Annotated in this window: 21 protein-coding genes; 6 read left to right on the forward strand and 15 right to left on the reverse strand. The window is 39.2% G+C overall.

Annotation, left to right across the window (positions count from 1 at the left end; all coding sequences use genetic code 11):
• Positions 1-23: 23 nt before the first annotated feature.
• The 3 genes from AW165_RS00600 to AW165_RS00610 form a co-directional block, all read right to left on the reverse strand.
• Positions 24-872 carry a TauD/TfdA dioxygenase family protein gene (locus AW165_RS00600; protein WP_060464689.1) on the reverse strand — a complete coding sequence of 283 codons (849 nt, stop codon included), beginning with the start codon at positions 870-872 and terminating at the stop codon, positions 24-26.
• Positions 873-883: 11 nt separating this feature from the next.
• Positions 884-1870: a quinone oxidoreductase family protein gene (locus tag AW165_RS00605; RefSeq protein WP_032055584.1), complete on the reverse strand. Its 987-nt coding sequence runs from the start codon at positions 1868-1870 to the stop codon at positions 884-886.
• 136 nt (positions 1871-2006) lie between these two features.
• Positions 2007-2759, reverse strand: coding sequence for an aspartate/glutamate racemase family protein (locus AW165_RS00610; protein WP_060464690.1), 753 nt, complete (start codon positions 2757-2759; stop codon positions 2007-2009).
• Positions 2760-2896: 137 nt separating this feature from the next.
• Here AW165_RS00610 and AW165_RS00615 point away from each other — a divergent pair, with 137 nt between their 5' ends.
• The 4 genes from AW165_RS00615 (at position 2897) to AW165_RS00630 (ending at position 5306) form a co-directional block, all read left to right on the forward strand.
• Positions 2897-3391, forward strand: a complete 495-nt coding sequence (locus AW165_RS00615) for a GNAT family N-acetyltransferase (RefSeq protein ID WP_032055581.1) — start codon at positions 2897-2899, stop codon at positions 3389-3391.
• Between the two features lie 168 nt (positions 3392-3559).
• Complete coding sequence (locus AW165_RS00620; RefSeq protein WP_060464691.1) at positions 3560-4132, forward strand: nuclear transport factor 2 family protein; 573 nt, start codon at positions 3560-3562, stop codon at positions 4130-4132.
• Positions 4099-4593 (forward strand): chalcone isomerase family protein, encoded by a 495-nt coding sequence (locus tag AW165_RS00625; protein ID WP_060464692.1) that lies wholly within the window; start codon positions 4099-4101, stop codon positions 4591-4593. The genes AW165_RS00620 and AW165_RS00625 overlap by 34 nt, the downstream gene beginning before the upstream one ends.
• Before the next feature lie 17 nt (positions 4594-4610).
• Complete coding sequence (locus tag AW165_RS00630; RefSeq protein WP_000526530.1) at positions 4611-5306, forward strand: response regulator transcription factor; 696 nt, start codon at positions 4611-4613, stop codon at positions 5304-5306.
• Here the strand turns inward: AW165_RS00630 and AW165_RS00635 are convergent.
• The 10 genes from AW165_RS00635 to AW165_RS00680 all read right to left on the reverse strand — a co-directional run bounded on the left by AW165_RS00635 (position 5303) and on the right by AW165_RS00680 (position 15618).
• Entirely contained in the window at positions 5303-6631 is a 1329-nt protein-coding gene (locus AW165_RS00635; protein ID WP_057085375.1) for a sensor histidine kinase, read from the reverse strand. The two genes, AW165_RS00630 and AW165_RS00635, sit on opposite strands and share 4 nt — an antisense overlap.
• A 32-nt stretch (positions 6632-6663) precedes the next feature.
• Positions 6664-7710 (reverse strand): SAM-dependent methyltransferase, encoded by a 1047-nt coding sequence (locus tag AW165_RS00640; protein ID WP_060464693.1) that lies wholly within the window; start codon positions 7708-7710, stop codon positions 6664-6666.
• Between the two features lie 8 nt (positions 7711-7718).
• On the reverse strand, positions 7719-8498 hold the full coding sequence (locus AW165_RS00645) for a DUF1295 domain-containing protein (RefSeq protein WP_060464694.1): 780 nt from the start codon (positions 8496-8498) through the stop codon (positions 7719-7721).
• 29 nt (positions 8499-8527) lie between these two features.
• Positions 8528-9727: an SAM-dependent methyltransferase gene (locus AW165_RS00650; RefSeq protein ID WP_060464695.1), complete on the reverse strand. Its 1200-nt coding sequence runs from the start codon at positions 9725-9727 to the stop codon at positions 8528-8530.
• Positions 9724-10515, reverse strand: coding sequence for a DUF1365 domain-containing protein (locus AW165_RS00655; protein ID WP_060464696.1), 792 nt, complete (start codon positions 10513-10515; stop codon positions 9724-9726). Before AW165_RS00655 ends, AW165_RS00650 begins: the two co-directional genes overlap by 4 nt.
• Before the next feature lie 21 nt (positions 10516-10536).
• Positions 10537-11799: an NAD(P)/FAD-dependent oxidoreductase gene (locus tag AW165_RS19600; protein ID WP_060464697.1), complete on the reverse strand. Its 1263-nt coding sequence runs from the start codon at positions 11797-11799 to the stop codon at positions 10537-10539.
• Entirely contained in the window at positions 11796-12767 is a 972-nt protein-coding gene (locus AW165_RS00665) for an acyl-CoA desaturase (protein WP_060464698.1), read from the reverse strand. Before AW165_RS00665 ends, AW165_RS19600 begins: the two co-directional genes overlap by 4 nt.
• Before the next feature lie 119 nt (positions 12768-12886).
• The gene (locus AW165_RS00670; protein ID WP_060464699.1) at positions 12887-13450 is read right to left on the reverse strand and encodes a lipocalin family protein; all 564 of its coding nucleotides are present in this window, start codon (positions 13448-13450) and stop codon (positions 12887-12889) included.
• Between the two features lie 96 nt (positions 13451-13546).
• A complete protein-coding gene (locus tag AW165_RS00675; RefSeq protein WP_060464700.1) occupies positions 13547-14950 on the reverse strand; it encodes a heavy metal sensor histidine kinase in 1404 nt (467 codons plus the stop codon).
• Complete coding sequence (locus tag AW165_RS00680) at positions 14947-15618, reverse strand: heavy metal response regulator transcription factor (RefSeq protein WP_044100947.1); 672 nt, start codon at positions 15616-15618, stop codon at positions 14947-14949. Before AW165_RS00680 ends, AW165_RS00675 begins: the two co-directional genes overlap by 4 nt.
• A gap of 125 nt (positions 15619-15743) precedes the next feature.
• Between AW165_RS00680 and AW165_RS00685 the strand changes: the two genes are divergently transcribed.
• Positions 15744-16211, forward strand: coding sequence for a GlcG/HbpS family heme-binding protein (locus AW165_RS00685; protein WP_081410505.1), 468 nt, complete (start codon positions 15744-15746; stop codon positions 16209-16211).
• 10 nt (positions 16212-16221) lie between these two features.
• Positions 16222-16623 carry a hydroxyisourate hydrolase gene (gene uraH / locus AW165_RS00690; RefSeq protein ID WP_060464702.1) on the forward strand — a complete coding sequence of 134 codons (402 nt, stop codon included), beginning with the start codon at positions 16222-16224 and terminating at the stop codon, positions 16621-16623.
• Between the two features lie 60 nt (positions 16624-16683).
• Here the strand turns inward: uraH and AW165_RS00695 are convergent, their stop codons facing one another.
• Both AW165_RS00695 and AW165_RS00700 read right to left on the reverse strand, forming a co-directional pair.
• The gene (locus tag AW165_RS00695) at positions 16684-17391 is read right to left on the reverse strand and encodes a PqiC family protein (RefSeq protein WP_032052267.1); all 708 of its coding nucleotides are present in this window, start codon (positions 17389-17391) and stop codon (positions 16684-16686) included.
• A complete protein-coding gene (locus AW165_RS00700; RefSeq protein ID WP_081410506.1) occupies positions 17381-19048 on the reverse strand; it encodes an intermembrane transport protein PqiB in 1668 nt (555 codons plus the stop codon). Before AW165_RS00700 ends, AW165_RS00695 begins: the two co-directional genes overlap by 11 nt.
• Positions 19049-19052: the final 4 nt, after the last annotated feature.

Genomic DNA, 19052 nt, shown 5'->3' on the forward strand with positions numbered 1-19052 from the left:
GATAAAATTATTAACCTATAGATTTAATAGGTTGCGTCACCAATAATGCCGGCCCGTTCCATTTTTCGGTGGCAAGGTGGATAATCCATGACTGCATAATGTTGTGTGCTGCGGTTATCCCAGATGGCAATGCTGTTAGGCTTCCAACGCCAACGCACTTGAAACTCAGGAATATAGGCTTGAGAAATTAAGTAACGCAGTAGTTCAGCTGCGCCCGGATTGGCATCTTGTCCAAATCTGACTCGCTCTTTGGTGTGATAGTTACTGAAGTGAGTTGTGAACGCGTTGACGTATAAAATTTTCTCTCCCGTTTCAGGATGAGTACGTACCACTGGGTGCTCAGCATCGGGAAACTTTGCTTTTAAGTCCAAGCGTTTTTCAAGTGGCATAGCCGCACCAAAACTCGCTTCTATGCTGTGGTAGGCACGTAAGTCTGCAATCTTAGCCTTAATATCGTCGGGTAAAGACGCATAGGCCATGACCATATTGGTCCACATGGTGTCACCACCTACAGGTGGGCATTCGACACAGTGCAGCACACATCCCATCGGTGGAACCTTGCGCCAGCTTGCATCGCTGTGCCAAGCATTTTCATAACGATCGACAGGACTTTCAGGATGTTTATAGATCTGCACCAAACCCGGATGATCAGGATGGCTGCCTACCGCGGGATGATCTTCTAATTGTCCAAATTTTTCTGCAAATGCGACATGATCCTGACGGGTTAAGTGCTGATCTCGTAAAAACAACACACGATGTTTAAGTAGTTGTGTGCGAATTTTAGCAAATAATCCATCATCATAAATCGCATCAGCAAGTTTGACGCCACTGAGCTCTGCACCAATATTGCAAGTTAACTGTTCAATTTGCATAAGAAATCCCTTCAAATTACAAAGATTGATGAACCTATTGTTTTACGTGCTTCCAAATCACGATGAGCTTGCACGGCATCCTTTAGCTCATAGCGCTGATTAATTTCAATTTTGATTCGCCCATGTCGAACATGATCAAATAATTCATTTGCCAGTTCTTTCTTCTCAGCAGGATCTGCAATGTAATCTGCCAAAGCTGGACGTGTGACAAACAATGATCCTTTCACGGCGAGTAATACCGGATCAAAAGCAGGGATTGGACCAGACGCTGTTCCCACGCAGACCAACAAACCACGGCGTTTGAGAGAGTCTAATGAACTCATGAAAGTGGCTTGGCCAACACTATCGAAAACGACATTTACACCCACGCCGCCTGTTAACTCACGTACACGCTCAGCAACATTTTCATGACTGTAGTTAATGACATGATCACAACCATGAGCTCGCGCTACGGCAGCTTTTTCTTCTGAAGATGTGGTCCCGATAACAGTTAGGCCAAGTAATTTAGCCCATTGAGAAACGATCAGCCCAACACCACCTGCGGCTGCATGTAATAAAATTGAATCGCCCGCTTTAAAGTCATAAATGCGGCGCATTAGATAAGCAGCGGTCAACCCTCGCATGGTCATGGCTGCCGCTGTTTCACAAGAAATTTCTTCGGGTAATTTAATTAAAGCATTTGCTGGAATTAAACGGTGGGTGCTATATGCACCTAACGTATTTAAAAAACCTGTATAGGTAACTCGATCACCTACTTTAAGCTGAGTTACTCCTTCACCTAAAGCTTCGATAACACCAGATGCTTCGACGCCCATGCCATTAGGCATTGGAATTTGATAGGTTCCATTACGAAAATATGTATCGGCATAATTTAAACCGACTGCCACATGACGTAGGCGTACTTCCCCTGCTTTTGGATCTCCTACTTCTACATCTTCATAGCGCAATACTTCTGGCGTTCCTGTTCCATAGAAACGTATAGCTTTCGTCAACGTCATGTCCTATTCCATATTTTGGTTTTTTATTGAGTGCCTATAAAAGCAATAACCAAAATTACAACAGTTAGGATATGGGCCACTTTACATTTGACGACACAAGCTTAACGTTTAATGACAAAGGATATTCCAAATATTGCTAAACAGTATTCCCAGAAATTGCAGCAGATATATTTAAATTGGTGCTATGAAAATTCTTATTTTCATTCAAGCTAAAACTCACCGCCTCTTTTGCATGAATGGTGGTCGTATCAAATAAAGGAACCGAGAATTTAAGCTCACCAATTAACATACAAATTTCGGTACAACCTAAGATAATTCCTTGGGCACCTTCAGCTATAAGCCTCTCTACAATAGCAATATACTTTTGCTGAGAATCGGGGTTAATCACACCTAAACAAAGTTCTTCATAAATAATGCGATGGACTGTCTTTCGATCTTCTTCATTTGGAATAACAACATCAATTCCATGATCTTGTAATCGAGCTTTATAAAAATCTTGCTCCATTGTAAAAGCAGTCCCTAACAATGCAACTTTACCAATGTTTTGACTCAAAATTTCTTTTGCAGTTGCATCAGCAATGTGTAAGAAAGGAACCGTAATTGAATCTTCAATCTGTGCAGCAACTTTATGCATGGTGTTAGTACACACCAAAATACAATCTGCCCCTGCTTTTTCTAAATTTTGTGCTTGCTCAGCTAAATATGTGCCAGCTTCTTGCCATAAACCCTTCGCTTGCAAGGCTGCTATTTCTTCAAAATCAACACTATTAATAATGACCTTAGCTGAGTGCAATTTTCCTAATTTATGATGAACCATTTTATTAATTTTCTGATAATAAAGCGCTGTCGATTCCCAACTCATTCCACCTAATAAGCCGATTGTTTTCATTATTGAATCCTTCTATTTATGTAAAATTTATCTATATCTCTTATGGGTAAAGCGCAGCTAGAATAAAATTGCTTTCTTTATTGAATTATTATTCATCTTATAAGCTATAATTTTTTAAACTATTTAATAAGAACTCTATGTTAGAAACAGAACGTTTAATTTTACGGCCATTCCTTGAAGAAAACTTACCTATTATGTTGGAGATGTTTCAAGACAAAGATTTTATGGCTTTTTCACCTCATGGTGCCTTATCAACTGAGGCAGCAACTGATCGTTTTTTAGAAATTTTGGAGCACTATAAAAATCATAATTTTGGCAAGATGGCTATCGTTTTAAAAGATACCCATAAAATTATTGGTTATTGTGGTTTTGAAACTTGTGAGGTTGATAGCAAGACAGAAGCTGAACTAGGTTTTAGACTTATTAAAACTGAGCGAAATAAAGGTTATATTGTTGAAGCTTCACTTAAGTTACTAGAAGACATGCAAAGTCGAAAATTTAAGCATGTGATCGCTTTTTCAGAAAAAGATAATTTACCTGCCCACAACCTATTAAATAAACTTGGTTTTGAAAAAACAAATTCATCTAGTTACATGAATATGGATGTTATCTTTTTCAAAAAAGATCTGTAATTTCTTTGATAAAAAGTAAAGCATTACTATAAAAAACTTTAAGTTAGTGAAGATCTATTTGCCTCAAAGAAACCAGCATTAAATCCCAAATCATAAAACATAAGAATTCACGCAAAATTCACGACCAGCTCTTTAATTTGATCTTATAAAGTTGGCTTGGATATCGACATGAAAATTATAACTATAGCCCTAGGGTTGGTTACTTTGGTAGGTTTAACGGCGTGTAAAAGTGTGCCTAGTTACTCAGGTGACTATGGCAAAGCTGAACAAAAAATTACTGGTATAGAATTAGATGATCAACAGGCGTTAGATATCGGCAATCGTTTTGTCGCTGCATTTAATACGCTCGGCACCCCTTCTTTTGTAAATAATGCCAGTAATCTTTACGCTGATCAGCTCTATATCAACGATACACTCTCACAGTTCTCTCAAAAGAAAGATCTCATTAAGCATTTTGAAGGCATGAATGCCCGAGTGAGTAATGTCACTGTAAAACTCATTAGTGCAACTCATCACCAAGATACAGCCTACATCCATTGGTACATGACCTATGACTTTAAAATGCTAGGTCGCTCAAAAACCATGGCTTCTTATGGAATTAGTCAAATTAAGATTAATGAACAACAAAAAATTATTTTCCAGCAAGATTATTGGGATCCAGCGAATGGCCTCTACCGTTCTTTACCCATATTCGGAGGAGTATATAAATGGGTATTACCGTTCAAAAAAGTCAAATCTTGATATTTCTGGGAATCTTAATCGTATCTCAAGCGCATGCGGCTGAACTAAAAAAATGCAGTTCAGCTCCTTTAATGGTGACGGGCAAGAAAGTGGGAAATGTCAGTTACTTTGCTGAAGATTGCCTAAAAAATTGGCAGAGCCAAAGCATCAAAATGGACTTTAGCTATAACCGCGATATTCCCGAGTGGGCATTTAAACGCGCAGCAACCCACTTTTTGAAGAAAAATGTTAGCGGCTTTGATGCGAAATCCCCGCTTAATCATATTAATGAACTATATAGGCCAATTAAGAGTGGAGATCTCTATAGTCTCTACTATCAACATGAAAATCAAAAACTAGAATTAAAATTAAACCAGAAGCTGCTCGGCTCTTTGAACAATCCGAATGCAAATCAATATTTTAAAATCTGGTTTGGTAGTGAACCGTTTAATGCTAAATTAAAACAACAACTATTAAATTAATGGCTTAATAAAATCTCATGGGTAATCACTTTATCCTCATGGTTGAGGACCATTTTGAACTTGCAGCAACAGTCTGCGAATTTCTTGAAGTGCATGGTTATGTTGTCGATCATGCACGTAATTTAGATGCTGCACGAACTTTTCTCAAATCTCAGCATTATCATCTTTTGTTGCTTGATATAAATTTGCCCGATGGCTCGGGTTATGACCTATGTAACTGGCTACGTACCGAACAAGGCGTTGATATTCCCGTTCTTATGCTCACAGCAAGAGATACTTTAGATGACAAACTTAAAGGTTTTACTGCTGGCACAGATGATTATTTGGTAAAACCTTTTGATTTTAATGAATTAGTGATGCGGATTCGTGCATTAATAAAAAGAGCAGCTGGCGAAGTCACTCACCATAAAATTCAAATTCACGACTTAATTCTTGATAGCGCAACTCAAACCGTGGTTCGTGCCGGAAATAATATCGAGTTACCCCCTATTCAATTTAAACTATTAAAAATTTTGATGCGCCAGTCTCCAAAAGTGGTGACCAAGCAAGAACTGATGATGGAATTATGGGGTGATGAAGAGCCTGAAAGTGATGCGTTACGCAGTCACATTTATAACTTAAGAAAAATGGTTGATAAACCTTTTGACCCAAAGCTATTACATACAGTGGCAGGTGTCGGTTTAAAAATTGCTTTGGAAGATTCCGCGACTTAACTTAAATAGACCACAACAATTAAGCCTGTGGTTGGCTCCAAATCGAGTTCAGGATGAGTGGTTAAATAATATTGTCGATCAAACAGCTCCACTCTCCATCCTAGTTGTTTGCAAAGCTTTTGTACCAATTGCAAACCAATTCCATGGCCTTTAGCCTTTAAGGAAAGTTGTGTGTCGCTTAGCTCTTGCACCTTTACATCGTTAGGTAAAGAAATTCCAATTCCATTATCTGCAATAATCAGGCTGTTTTTTTGTTGAATAATGTCGATTTGTGAGCCTTGAGAATAGTTCAGCGCATTACGTAAAATATTACCTAAAACCATTTGAGTCATCGAAGGATATAACCAACGTGGCTGCTCAGAAACATCAGGTTGAATATTAATTTGTATCCCTTTACCTGCACTTACCGCTTCTAAACTTTCAACAAGATCCTTTACCGTTTTCGATAATAAATTTTTCTCAGATGGCAAGCTCTGTACCGTATTACGTGCAATCGCAAGTAAGGTATCAACGAGCAGCTGCATATCTTCAATTGTGTTATGAAGACGGACTAAAGATTTATCGTCTCCATATTTCGCCTGACACAGTTGCACATTACCTTTCAAAATGGTGAGTGGAGTGCGTAACTCATGACTCACATCTCCAGTAAATTCTCTTTCACGTCGAATAAAATCACTTAAAACTTGATGATATTTTTCTAAAGCTTGTTTGAGATATTCGGCTTCCATATTGCCATTGGTATTAATATCTCTAAAAGGAGATGCCTGAGTATCTTGATGTGCCCAATCAATATTTTCTAAAGCGTTCGCTAAGCGCGTAATTGGAGAAAAATAGCGTCTTGCTCTTCGGTTTGACCACCACAAAAAGCTATATAGAACAGATAAGCTGAACATGAGTGGAGCAAGGCCAAATAACCAGATCAGCTTATTAACATTGCTTTCGCCAAATACCAATAGAACATGTTGACCATTACGCTCACCATAGACCGTCATTCGTTCTTTACCATCAACGAATACTCGGTGTACGCCGCTTTCTAAATGCATGCCGCGAAAAGGTTGAGGCGCGACCTGTGTATTCCACCGATATCCATATAAATTTTTAGTATCTGGTAAGTCTGCATTTGGATTACGTTCTATGCGTAACCAGTAATGCTCCATTTCCTGTTCTAAAGCGGTTTTAAGTAAAGAGCCTTTAATTACCCAAGCACTACAAGCCAACCCGACCACGATCGATAATGCAATCAGACCAATCTGCAACCAGTAATATCGATTGAACATTTGGGCTAATGGATGACTCGCTTTGCCATCATGTCGAGTTTTTATCATATCTTTATCGCCGGGATAGGCTATAGAAATTACTATGATCGCTTTTTAAATAAAAAGTGACCAATGACCCATTCTTGACCTTGCTCAAAACCAAATAACTCAGCACAAGCCATGAAGAAAATACGCCAGCGTTGCCACCAAATATTGGCATCTTTTCCATAGATTTTTTTAAACAGTGGCTTCAGTTCGACTTCTTGGTTATCCATGTTATCAAGCCAAGCATTTGCCGTTCTCATATAGTGCTCACCCGACCACTGCCACTGTTGAGCCAACTCTAAATGCTCTTGAAAATGCAAAAAAGTCGAAGTCGAAGGCATTAAACCGCCAGTAAAGAAATACCTGGACATCCAATCATAATCTGATTTCACTTCAAAAGGATAATGTAAAAAGCGATGGCAAAAAATATGACACCAAAGTAAGCCGTCTGCTTTTAACCAGCCCTGAATTTTTTCAAAAAGACGTTGGTAATTACGAACGTGTTCAAACATTTCGACCGATACAACACGATCAAACTTGTCTTGGTCTAATTCAAGTACATTCACATCACAGGTAAGCACTTCAACATTGGTTAAACCCCTCAACTCTGCTTGCCGAAGAATATGCTTTTTCTGAGTAGCAGAATTTGAAACAGCCGTAATCTGTGAGCGTGGATAGTTTTCTGCCATCCACAAAGTTAAAGAACCCCAACCACAGCCTAACTCTAAAATGTGTTGACCGTTTTTAAGCTGTGCTCTTTCACAATAAAGCTGAAGAGCCAGCTCTTCTGCCTGATCTAAAGTTGTGGTTTTAGTCGGGAAATAGCACGCACTATATTTAAGTCTTTTTCCAAGCACCGCCTGAAAAAACTCGGTCGGCAATTCATAGTGCTGCTCGTTTGCCTTATCCGTTTCAACCGCGATTTCGCTCTTCTTCAGCATATTAAGCACATCCATGTAGCGCTGTGCCCCTTGTTCAGGGTCATAACGGCCTTCTTGGATTAAGCGCTTTTTACTTAAAGCACGAATTGCAGCTCGAATTGCATGATCTGGAATCACACCACTTTCAACAATTTTTAAAGACTGATGAACAATAAAATCCATATGCGCACCTATTTTTTGGGTTTTCGCGGAATAAACATTGACGTTTTTTGTTGATAATCAAGATAATTTTGACCGCGACTTTTAATTGCTTGTTTTTCACTAAATGGAATACCCGTGACGTAATATAAAAATAGCCACATCAGTAACGGATAAATCCACAATAAATATTGGCCTGCCGCTAAACCAATAATTGGATAGGCAAACCAGTGTAACCATTCAAAAAAATAATTGGGGTGACGTGAATAACGCCATAAACCCTGATCCATCGTTTTGCCATGATGATCTGGATTTAATTTAAATCGGTATAACTGCTGATCAGCGAGTTGTTCTCCAATGAAAGCAATTGCCATGATGACAGCAGCAATTACTAAAGCGACTTTATATCCACTACTCCATTCAGTTGCCTCTACATTGAGGAGCATCCACATCGGCAAAAAGAACAAAAGCACTAAAAGTGTTTGAAAGATAAAAAAGAATAAAAAGCCAATATGCTGAAACTTACCCATCGCTTTACGCATGCTCGCGTAACGGCCATCTTCTTTTTGTTCAGATTGATAACGTCTTAACAGGTGCCAAAATAATCTTAAAAACCATAAGCCGCTAAAAATACCGATAAAAAGACGCACTTCAACTGGGGCAACTGAAATGAGTAAAGAAGACACGATAATGTTTACTGCCAGACAGAAACTCCATGCAGCATCTACAATTCCAGCTCGGCCATTTAGAGTGGCAAGTAGCCAGCTCAGCAACATGATCATTAAATCTAGAATCAGTAAATTCCAAAACATGAGCAGTCTCCTTACTTGAGCTGTTTGATTTAGTAACTAGTACTTTCAAACAACAAGTGAACATTGCTTATCACGCCTTCTTTAAAACCACCTTCGCAATAACATAAATAGAAATCCCACATGCGAATGAAACTTTCATCAAAACCTAGAGCCAATACTTGTTCCCGCGCTGCTAAAAAACGCGCTCGCCAGTGATGAAGTGTTTGTGCATAACTTAAACCAATATCATTTAAATGTTTTAACCTTAAACCACTTTCAGAAGCAGTTTGAGTTAATACACTTATGCTAGGAATGAAGCTACCCGGAAAAATATAGCGCTTAATATAATCAACTGTATTTAATGCTTTTTTATATCGGAAATCTTCAATGGTAATGGCTTGAATAAATGCCAAACCTTTCGGTTTTAAGAGTGCTTTACATTGATCAAAGTATGTCGATAAATATTGCGCACCAACGGCCTCAACCATTTCAATTGAAACCAGCTTATCGAACTTTCCTTCGAGCAAGCGGTAATCTTTCAGTTGCACATCAATTCGATGAGCTAAGCCAGCTTCATTCACACGAGTAACGGCTTCATCATATTGAGCTTGTGAAATGGTAATGGTGGTTACTCTACAGCCATAATGTTGAGCTGCATAAATGGCAAAACCACCCCACCCACTTCCAATTTCAACTAAATGATCTAGTGGTTTTAAATCTAACTTTTTACAAATGATCTCTTTTTTTAAATCAGATGCTTCTTCGAGGGTCATGCTTTCATTTTCAAAAACTGCGCTCGAATACATTAAAGACGGATCTAAAAATAATTTAAAAAAGTCGTTGCTTAAGTCGTAGTGTTCGGCAATATTTTTACGGCTACCACTTATAGAATTCTTTCGATTTTGATACCAAGCTTTAAGAAAAAACTGGCTCGCTTGAGCAATAACATTCTGGTTGATTTGGTCCAATACAGCTCGGTTGCGCGCCAAGATCTGGATCAACTCGACAAGGTGCTCGCTGCTCCAGTCACCACGGATGTAGCCTTCTGCTGCTCCCAAAACACCATTTTTTAAAATAAGATCCATCAATAAAGGATTGTGAACTTCAATCACAGCATGTAAGTCTGAAACTTCACCGACCGTCCCATTCCACGTGCCCTGAAAAGTGATTTGTCCATGACGTAGTTTGAGAAGACTCTTGAGCAGTAACGGTAGTGAGTCATCTTCACCATAAAGAAATGTTTTTATCATGTCTTATCTACCTTGATCTTTTTAGGATGACGATAAAATGGAACTTTTTTTCGCCACAACTTAAATGCCTCTAAATATATTGAAAACAACATTTTAAAAGGCGCTAGGCTGTTTATAAGAGCATATCGATATTGCTGTGAAGGAAATGTGATGGGCACAAGCTCAAAACGCATAGTGGCATCAAAGACTTGTTTTTGCTCTTCAAAAAGCTGCATGTGAATGACATTCTGCTGATCTGAAAAACTAAATCGCCAACGGTAAGTCAGCTGTATGGGCATGAACGGCGAAACATGAAATGATTTTTCAAAGTTAAAATCGAAACTTTGATAGTCACCTACCTGACCTTGTTGTTTTATACAGTCATGTGTATAGACTTTTCGTTCATTCCACGGGGTATTGGTAATTTCACTAAGAATAAATAACGGTTTCCCGGCTTTATTTAAAACAAAATAAAATACGACTGAATTAAACCGAAAACCTAAACAACGAGGCAAAGCCAACACTCGGATTTGCCAGTCTGGCCGAAGATGTAAGTGATTATTTTGCAGTATCGCTTTCTCTACTCTGTCTCTTATAGAACCGTGATACATGTTTAAAAAATCATTTTTAGATAGTTTTAATACATTCCAATGATCGGTCGACCAGAGTGAACAATCGTTTGTAATATCAACTAATTGATCTGGATCGAACCATAAATAATTTAAGGTCGATGTAAACTCATGCGGTTTAGGGCTATAACGCCGATGACGAATAAGCGCAGGAGCGATAGCAAGTTTATTTAATAACATTTGAAAGCTCCTTATTTATTCTTATAACGCTAAGAGTTGCTCAACAACACGTGCTGCACTGCGGGCGCCGTCTTCATGAAAGCCCCAGCCCCAATATGCTCCACAAAATGAAGTACGATTTTGCCCATTAATTTCGCGCCAACGAGATTGAGCTTTAATCGCTTTTGCATCAAATACGGGATGTCGATATTGCCGCTCAACCAAGATGTCTTCGGCTTTGATTTTCATATTCGGATTTAAAGTAGAAAAAATTTGGGTAGCGCAGGATAAATTCTGCAAATTATTCATCCAGTAGGTAAAACCATAATGTATGTCGGACTCATCGTTTTGAACTTGAGATGTTGGCGTTACATGCACATGCCAGCTTGCCCACTGCAAACGGCTTTTAGGCATAATTGAAAGATCACGATGGACGACCATTCGATTATCTTGATAACCAAATTGGCTTAATATTTCTTGTTCAAGCTCCGACGCATCTTTAATTAAACTTAGGCTATCGTCAGCATGGCTTGCAAAAATTACCCAGTCATATTGTGCTTGCCCTTCAACGGTTTCGATCAAAACTGTTTCTGGTGAACGACTCACAGCTTTTACTTCTGCAAACTTCCACTCAATGGATGGGCAATTCTTTTGAATAGCACGAATATAGCTTGCTGAACCGTGTTTAACCGTTTGCCATTGCGGCCGCTCTTTTAACTGCAACATGCGGTGATGCTGAAAAAAGCTCACGACAAATCGATATGGAATTTGGCCTACCTGCTCAACGGGTGCCGACCATAAGGCACCGCACATCGGATAAAGATGCTCATAACGAAACTCATGACTATATTTGTGAAGGTCCAAATACTCTTCAATCGATAAATTAGGATCGATATCTGTAACATCTATATCTTTATTGTCATCATAAAAACGCAGCAAATCTGAGAGCATTTGCAGAAATTTTCGGTTTAAAAAGTTCTGCGGACGGGCAATGAGCGACCATTTTTTTGAAGGGTTATATTGAAGTCCACTGACCAGATTATTCACCGAAAAACTCATATCGCTGCTTTGAGTTTCTACGCCTAATTTTTTAAGCATGTCAGTAAATAACGGATAGTTATAGTCGTTAAACACAATAAAACCACTATCTACCGCGACTTTAGTGCCTTCTATCTCTAGCTCGTGAGTGTCAGTATGACCGCCAAAATAGTTATTTTTTTCATACACAGTGACTTGATGTTGTTCTGACAATCTCCAAGCTGCGTAAAGTCCAGATATACCTGAACCAATAATGGCAATTTTCATAACACTTCACCGTTTTCAATTTTTTCTATCGATAGGTTTTTAATCTTTTTATATTGATAAACCTTGTCTGGTACTGGTTTTAGCCCCCACACCAAACCAAATAGAGACATCAGTTTAAGCACATAAAAGGTGATATCAATCTGCCACCAATAAAAGCCTTGTCGCACACTGCCTGCGTAAAAATGATGGTTGTTGTGCCATCCTTCACCCAATGTAATTAAAGAAAGTAGGAAGTTATTACGACTATCATCTGGGGTATTAAACTCTCGTGAGCCATAACGATGAGCGAGTGAATTAATACACAAGGTTGCATGCGTTAATAAAACTGTGGAAATCACAAATCCCCACACTAAAAGCTGTAAGCCATTCGTGCCCAACTCAGGAAAATGTTGTGCAAGCCATGAACCGAAACCATAAATTGCTAAGGCCGTCAAAATCACAATAGGCAAACTAAATCGGTCTAGCCAAATCAGCTCAGGATATTTCAACCAGTCTTTAATGACTTTTTTTCGAGTGGCAAAATTCTGCTCATTTAAAAACCAGCCTACATGCGAATACCAAAAGCCTGCTTTCGCTGAATGCGGGTCCTGATCGGTGTCGGTAAAATGATGGTGATAACGGTGATGTGCTGCCCACCATAACGGCCCGCGCTGCGCACTCATCGTCCCGATCAGTACAAAAATAAATTGAACAATACGTGATGTCTGAAAAGTTTTATGCGAAAGATAGCGGTGAAAAAAAGCGGTAATTGCAAACATGCGAATAAAATAAAACCCCAGCATGAAAACAACCGCGAACCAAGATACGCCCACCCAAAGCGCTGCTAAACAAGCGATATGTAATAAAATAAAAGGAATAATTCTTAACCATTGAATGTTCTTTTCAATGACATATTCGCTAGAAGCACCCACTTGCGCATTTTCTGAATCTGACCAGCTATCGATCCAGCGCAGAAAAAATTTAGACATTGATTCTTCCTGATCTAAAGCATTTCTTTTGGTTCTAATTTAGAAAATGCGCAATGAATTTTATGTGAAGTTCACTCGGTTACGAGATAAATATAAGCATCTACGCAACCAGCATTTCACTATTTAGACTGTGTTGTCTTAACGAGTTTAGAAACGTCGTAGCCATAGCTTTTTGCGGTTTGCAGATAAGACTGATATGTCACCTCATCAAGTTGAGGGCTACGAGAAAGAATCCATAAATATTTATGGCTTGGGCCACCCACTAAAGCAACCTGATAATTTGGGTCAACTCTTAAAACCCAGTAATCGCCTTTTGTAAAAGGAATCCATCTAAGGCCAGAGGGTAAAAAGCTCACCTTCAATTTACTGTTGCCTTCATTTTGCGGATAGGCCACACCTTCAGATGAGATCATTTCGCCTTTTTTAGTCGTACAGCTATTTAAAACACCAACGGTTTTGTCCGCGTTAATAGAATAGTTTGCAGTTGTATTGGCTACACAATTACGCTGAAAAAACATAGGTAAATGCGCAATTTCATACCACTTACCTGCGTATTTATTAATATCGATAGAATCAACAGCGACAGGTTTAGTATTGGTGTCGGCAAAGGTGCTCAAAGGAAGCATTAAACTGACCGCTGCAAGGCTGCTGCTAATGACAAGTGATTTAAATAATAATTTCATGATCGCCCTCTTCTGTTTATTTCATACGTTTAAACATACGTCAGAGGGCTGTGAACAAAGTGTGAATTTTAAAAATTAAGGAACATTAATAAGGATTTAATTGTATTTCTTTGCAGCATCTGCAACTGGAAAATCAAGCTCAAAGCACACCCCCTCAACCGTGTTATAAACTCGATAGAGGCCATCATGTAGATCCATAATTGAAGCAACAATCGACAAACCTAATCCACCTGTTTGATTCTGATCACTTCGACTTGAGTGACATTGGTAGAATCTTTCAAAAAGATGCTCAAGTTGATGATCTGCAATTGAAACACCTCCCGTTACCACAGTCAGGCTTACCCATTGCCTACGTTCAATCATCTTATGTTTAGTTGCGATGTAAATAGTTCGCTTGTCACCACCGTGAACCAACGCATTTAAAATCAGGTTATAAACGGCTCTTTGAAAAAGCTCAGGATCTGCAAATAACTTTTGAGTTTCTAAGTTAAAACTAAAATGACAGTCTTGTTCCTCGGCCTGATATTCAAAAATCTGGCATAGCCCATCTATAACATCTTTGAGGTTTATTTCTTGTTTGTTTACAAGCACCATTTTCTGATCGGCTCTTGCCAAGAAAAGCATGCTATCAATCATGCGTTTTAATCTCTGGTAATCGTCTAAATGAGAAACCAGTAAATCTTCATATTGTTCAACCGAACGTTCTCCAGTTAAAGCAATCTCGGTTTGCCCAATCAGATTATTTAAAGGTGTGCGGAACTCATGAGCGATATCTTCAGAAAAACGGTTGAGCTGCGTATAGCCCTTTTCAATACGCTCAAGCATGTGGTTTATATCTTTTGAAAGCAGATCAACTTCTAAAGATGAATTTGGGAGGTTTAATCGGTTCTGTAGCTGATTTGCATTAATAGAATGAGTTTGCTTGCGAAGCTGTTGTAGCGACCGTAAACCAAAATGACACGCTAAAATGCAAAGCACAAAGATTGCAAACACGCCCCCGACCACATACAGCAAGAGACTTTCTTGAAAAGGTAAAAGAATATTAATGCGTTCCGACCACTGTTTACCTGCAATGAGCAGATAAGGTTCGTTATTAATTTTTATGGATTTCCAAGCAATGCGCGTTGGATATGTGTTGTTAGCTAAATCTTGAAATTGAAGACTGTCGCGCTGTGCAAGTTCAGGCAGTTGAATGTGGAGCGGATTGATATTAATTAAAGTTTTGTCTTTATGGATGAGCAGAAACAAGTTGTCTTGGTTGCCGAGCATGTTTTGATACAGCTTGGGACGCGCAATAATTTGCTCTACATTTTCGCTATCTTGCAGCAAAATTTCCAAACGATTAATTCTGTCTGCTAAAGCTTTATCTTGCTGCTTCAATAAAATCTGGTTAATACCCAAATAGGTCATAAAGCCGACGGAACATAAAATTAAGGCAGAACAAAGCGTGACCATTAATGTAATACGGACTTCAAGAGAACGTAGAAATTTAAAGTTCATAAGCTAACCGAAATTTTATAGCCCAAGCCACGTATGGTATGAATGAGTTTTAATTCATATCCTTCATCAATTTTGCTTCGTAAACGGCGTACCGCAACGTCAATAAAGTTGGTATCGGTATCAAAGTTAATATTCCAAACCTCTGAACCAATTTGTCTGCGTGTCACAATTTGCTCTTTGTTGAGCAATAGATAGCGCAACAAATTAAATTCGGTTTTGCTCAGCTCAATTAAGTTGCCACTACGCCATACTTTATGACTGACCACATCCATCTTTAAATCACTAATAGATAGCTCATTTTCTTGCAGATATTGCTGTCGTCTTAATAGACTTTTAATACGTGCCAACAGTTCAATATAGGAAAAAGGTTTAGCCAAGTAATCATCTGCACCCAACTCTAACCCTTTCACTCTATCTACGACCTGATCTTTTGCCGTTAAAAAAATCACCGGAATTTTTGAAAACTGGCGTAGTACTTGTAATACGCTCCAGCCGTCTATGTCTGGCAACATCACATCAAGAATAAGCAAGTCATATTGATCTCTTTTTAGCATTTCCAAACCTTGCAGCCCTAAGTGAACACACTCCGCTTGATATCCAGACTCTTTTAATCCTTTAACCAAATAAGTGGCGATCTTGATCTCGTCTTCAATAATAAGGATACGCATTTTGTAGAGACTCATTTGAAAGATGACAACTTTGTAATGTGATTGTCATGCTTGAAATTAAGCAATTTGTTTAAGATTTTCAAAGCGACATAGAGGCAATCATCATGAAAAAATTGAACTGGCTGATGTTAGCAACCGTGCTATTCGGTAATAGTACTTTTGCACAGCCCCCTGCTTTGAATCAAGTTTATTCGTTAGATCTTCAAACTGCCCACCTTCTAGCCGACAGTGCAAAAGAGGCATGCAAAAAATTAAATCAAAACATTGCGGTTGTTGTTGTAGATCGCGGTGGTAATCCATTAACTGCCGAACGGCATGAGTTGGTGGGCCCGCATAACTTAATGGCTGCCGAGAAAAAAGCCTATACCGCGTTATCTACCAAAACATCGACCTTAGTTTTAAGCCAAAACAGTAATCAAAACCCCGATGCAAAAAATTTAACTACCGTAGCAAATTTACTTTTGTTAAGCGGTGGCGTACCTGTCCGTTTTGAGAACCAAGTGATCGGTGCTATTGGAGTTGCGGGTGCTGGCGGCGCACAGAATGACAATCAATGCGCAAGCAAAGCCATTGAAACCGTTTTTCATTCATAAGGAGTTCATCATGACTAAATCATTTATTGCTTTATCTTCATTATTTATAGCTTCAGCTACATTTGCACAAACTAATCCACTAAGTGTACATGTGTTAAACCTAGAGACGGGTTTGCCCTCTTCTCAGGTTGAAGTGGTTTTAGAGAAAAACACCAATAACCAGTGGATTAAACTTAATCAGCAAGTGACCGATTCAAATGGTCGTATCACTGCGCTCTATCCAGAAAATAAAAAACTAGAGCAAGGAGTTTATAAAGTTACCTTTAAAACTGAAGACTGGTTTAAAAAGAACAAACAACAAACTTTTTTTGCCGAAGTTCCTGTAATTTTTAAAGTCGATGGAAGCGTAAATCACTACCATATTCCGTTACTACTTAGCCCTTACGGTTATTCAACCTATCGAGGCAACTAAAATAAAAAACCCCTTTATCTGTTGTGCTCAAGTAAAGGGGTTGATTAAAAACGATGCGTTTTACGAACAAACACCATTGCTAATAACCGATTTTTTGTTTGAATCTAGCGCCACAATTGAAGAAGAAACCGTATTAATGATTTGAGTCATTGCTTCACTTGAAGCATTCACAATACCTTCCATCTTTTTAGCTTTCTGATCAATCGGCTGCTTAAAAGCAATTCGACAATTGAGCTGAGATCCTGCATTCGTGATGACTTTTGCATTATTTGACTCTAATTGAGTGGGCGGTATTTGACGCTTCACTACCCAAGACACCGCAATATTAATATAGCTTTTATCTACAATATCAAAATGAGAAAAGTCTGTAGAAACTCGATATAAAGGCTGATTGTTTCCAGCTAGCCCGCTGCTATAACTGTCAATTGCCCCTAATTTTTGCTGTAAACCCGCCGACAAGGTATCGCGTAATTGCGTACCCATGGTCGATGTCCAGCGTTCATTGTTTAACACCGTAGACTTACCACTACTGTCTTGGAGTACCAAAGGCGCACGGTCCAATCGGTCTGGAATCCCGACGGGTAATACCTCAATCACCTGCACAGTTGATTTTGTAGCCGCAGTAATTTTAGGGGACATCGTATAATAATTTGGCGTTGGGGAACTTGAACATGCCGTCATGGCAACAGCCGTTAAAAACAGGCCGCTCCCAAGCAGCCATTTGGCTGCTTTAGGATGTTGAAAAGATAGAGTGTTTTTATTTTTCATCATCGGTCTCTGGTGTCTTACCACGAATAATTGATTCAGGATGTTGCTCAATATAGTCTGCCATTAACTGTAATGAAGCAGCTGCACGTGTCATTTGCTGCAATGCTTTACGTACGTCTTGTTGTAACGGCGCATCGCTCGACAAAATAGACTCTGACGATCTTACAGTTTTACGAACATCGTCTAAGGTTGCTTGTAAACCAGGTGCAACTTTTCCATCTAACTGTTTAACCAGTTTGTCGGTAGACTCAATGGCTGTGTTCATATTGTTGAGCGTTTTACGTACATCTTGCCCAATTTCAACTAACGGGAATTTAGTTAATTTATCAGCAATCTGAGAAACTTGTGCTTGTAAGCCACTCAATTCAGTTGGTGTAGTTGGAATCACCACACGGTCATCACTCAAAATTTGTAATGTGGCTGGCTTAGCTTTAGGGAACTTATCTAGGGCAATATAGTTTTGGCCCGTGAGAAGGTTGCCTGTTCTCATTTGAGCACGCCATCCATGTTCAACAAAATCTTTGAAAATATTGCTGTTTGGATTGAGTGCTTGACCATTTTCAACACGTGAAGGATAAATAACCGCCTCAACACGCATACGAATCTGCTTATAGTTGTTATAAAACTCTGCATTAATCGATTTAACATTACCAATTTCAATACCCATGAAATCAATTGGTGCGCCAACAGACAGTCCACGTAATGAATGATCAAAGTACATAATCACACCACGAGGTTGCCCATCCGGTTCTTTTAATGCCTCAGATTTCGAGTCCCAAAGATTAAAGCGACTATGATTTGCCGCTGTAGTAGCACGCGAGCTTTCAGGGATTCCAAAAGCAATACCGCCCGCGACAATGCTTGCCAGCGATTGAGTATCTAAACTAAATCCTGAAGCATTTAAGCTCACATCAATACCACTCGCTTGCCAAAAACGTGCATCGGTGGTGACAAACTTGTCATATGGTGCACGGATAAAAGTTTGCAACTCTACAGTTTTACCATCATTTGACAATTTATAGGCTGTAATTTGGCCCACATTAATTCGACGATAATAAATTGGGGAACCGACATCTAAAGACCCCAAGTCATCTGCATTTAAGAAAAATTCTTTACCCGGCACATCGGAAGTAATCACTGGCGGTATTTCTAAGCCAGTAAATTCAAGCTTTTTCTCTTCTGACTTGCCGCCATCCACTTCAATATATGAACCTGACAATAATGTGTCTATTCCTGAAACCCCACTCGTCCCAATACGTGGTCGCACGACCCAAAAGCGTGAATCTTTTGCGGCAAAGTTACTGGCATCTTTGCGCAAATCAATTCTGGCAATCACTTGTGAACGGTCTTCTGAAAGATCAATCTGGCGTACTACACCAATATCCACCTGTTTATAACGGACCGTTGTTTTACCTGCGACCAATCCCTCAGCCGTCCTAAAAGACACGTCAATGGTCGGGCCGTGAGACAAGAGCGCTTTTATCGCTAATGAAAGCGCGATTAAAAGAGCAACCAATGGAATGAGCCAAATTAAAAGAGGCTTCCACCGACTTTTCTTTTCTTGGGGTTCTGGCAAATCATTCACGCTATCCAGTTCAACATCTGGATCACGACGATCTGAGTTACCAGGGGTTATTTCATTTTCAGACATACTCATTGTT

It is taken from the genome of Acinetobacter sp. LMB-5, assembly GCF_001541635.1.
GTDB lineage: Bacteria > Pseudomonadota > Gammaproteobacteria > Pseudomonadales > Moraxellaceae > Acinetobacter > Acinetobacter pittii.

Bases quoted from the DNA above. Each gene is read 5' to 3' on its own strand.
- AW165_RS00600 (WP_060464689.1), bottom strand. From the start codon at position 872: ATGCAAATTGAACAGTTAACTTGCAATATTGGTGCAGAGCTCAGTGGC.
- AW165_RS00605 (WP_032055584.1), bottom strand. From the start codon at position 1,870: ATGACGTTGACGAAAGCTATACGTTTCTATGGAACAGGAACGCCAGAA.
- AW165_RS00610 (WP_060464690.1), bottom strand. From the start codon at position 2,759: ATGAAAACAATCGGCTTATTAGGTGGAATGAGTTGGGAATCGACAGCG.
- AW165_RS00615 (WP_032055581.1), top strand. From the start codon at position 2,897: ATGTTAGAAACAGAACGTTTAATTTTACGGCCATTCCTTGAAGAAAAC.
- AW165_RS00620 (WP_060464691.1), top strand. From the start codon at position 3,560: ATGAAAATTATAACTATAGCCCTAGGGTTGGTTACTTTGGTAGGTTTA.
- AW165_RS00625 (WP_060464692.1), top strand. From the start codon at position 4,099: ATGGGTATTACCGTTCAAAAAAGTCAAATCTTGATATTTCTGGGAATC.
- AW165_RS00630 (WP_000526530.1), top strand. From the start codon at position 4,611: ATGGGTAATCACTTTATCCTCATGGTTGAGGACCATTTTGAACTTGCA.
- AW165_RS00635 (WP_057085375.1), bottom strand. From the start codon at position 6,631: ATGATAAAAACTCGACATGATGGCAAAGCGAGTCATCCATTAGCCCAA.
- AW165_RS00640 (WP_060464693.1), bottom strand. From the start codon at position 7,710: ATGGATTTTATTGTTCATCAGTCTTTAAAAATTGTTGAAAGTGGTGTG.
- AW165_RS00645 (WP_060464694.1), bottom strand. From the start codon at position 8,498: ATGTTTTGGAATTTACTGATTCTAGATTTAATGATCATGTTGCTGAGC.
- AW165_RS00650 (WP_060464695.1), bottom strand. From the start codon at position 9,727: ATGATAAAAACATTTCTTTATGGTGAAGATGACTCACTACCGTTACTG.
- AW165_RS00655 (WP_060464696.1), bottom strand. From the start codon at position 10,515: ATGTTATTAAATAAACTTGCTATCGCTCCTGCGCTTATTCGTCATCGG.
- AW165_RS19600 (WP_060464697.1), bottom strand. From the start codon at position 11,799: ATGAAAATTGCCATTATTGGTTCAGGTATATCTGGACTTTACGCAGCT.
- AW165_RS00665 (WP_060464698.1), bottom strand. From the start codon at position 12,767: ATGTCTAAATTTTTTCTGCGCTGGATCGATAGCTGGTCAGATTCAGAA.
- AW165_RS00670 (WP_060464699.1), bottom strand. From the start codon at position 13,450: ATGAAATTATTATTTAAATCACTTGTCATTAGCAGCAGCCTTGCAGCG.
- AW165_RS00675 (WP_060464700.1), bottom strand. From the start codon at position 14,950: ATGAACTTTAAATTTCTACGTTCTCTTGAAGTCCGTATTACATTAATG.
- AW165_RS00680 (WP_044100947.1), bottom strand. From the start codon at position 15,618: ATGCGTATCCTTATTATTGAAGACGAGATCAAGATCGCCACTTATTTG.
- AW165_RS00685 (WP_081410505.1), top strand. From the start codon at position 15,744: ATGTTAGCAACCGTGCTATTCGGTAATAGTACTTTTGCACAGCCCCCT.
- uraH (WP_060464702.1), top strand. From the start codon at position 16,222: ATGACTAAATCATTTATTGCTTTATCTTCATTATTTATAGCTTCAGCT.
- AW165_RS00695 (WP_032052267.1), bottom strand. From the start codon at position 17,391: ATGAAAAATAAAAACACTCTATCTTTTCAACATCCTAAAGCAGCCAAA.
- AW165_RS00700 (WP_081410506.1), bottom strand. From the start codon at position 19,048: ATGAGTATGTCTGAAAATGAAATAACCCCTGGTAACTCAGATCGTCGT.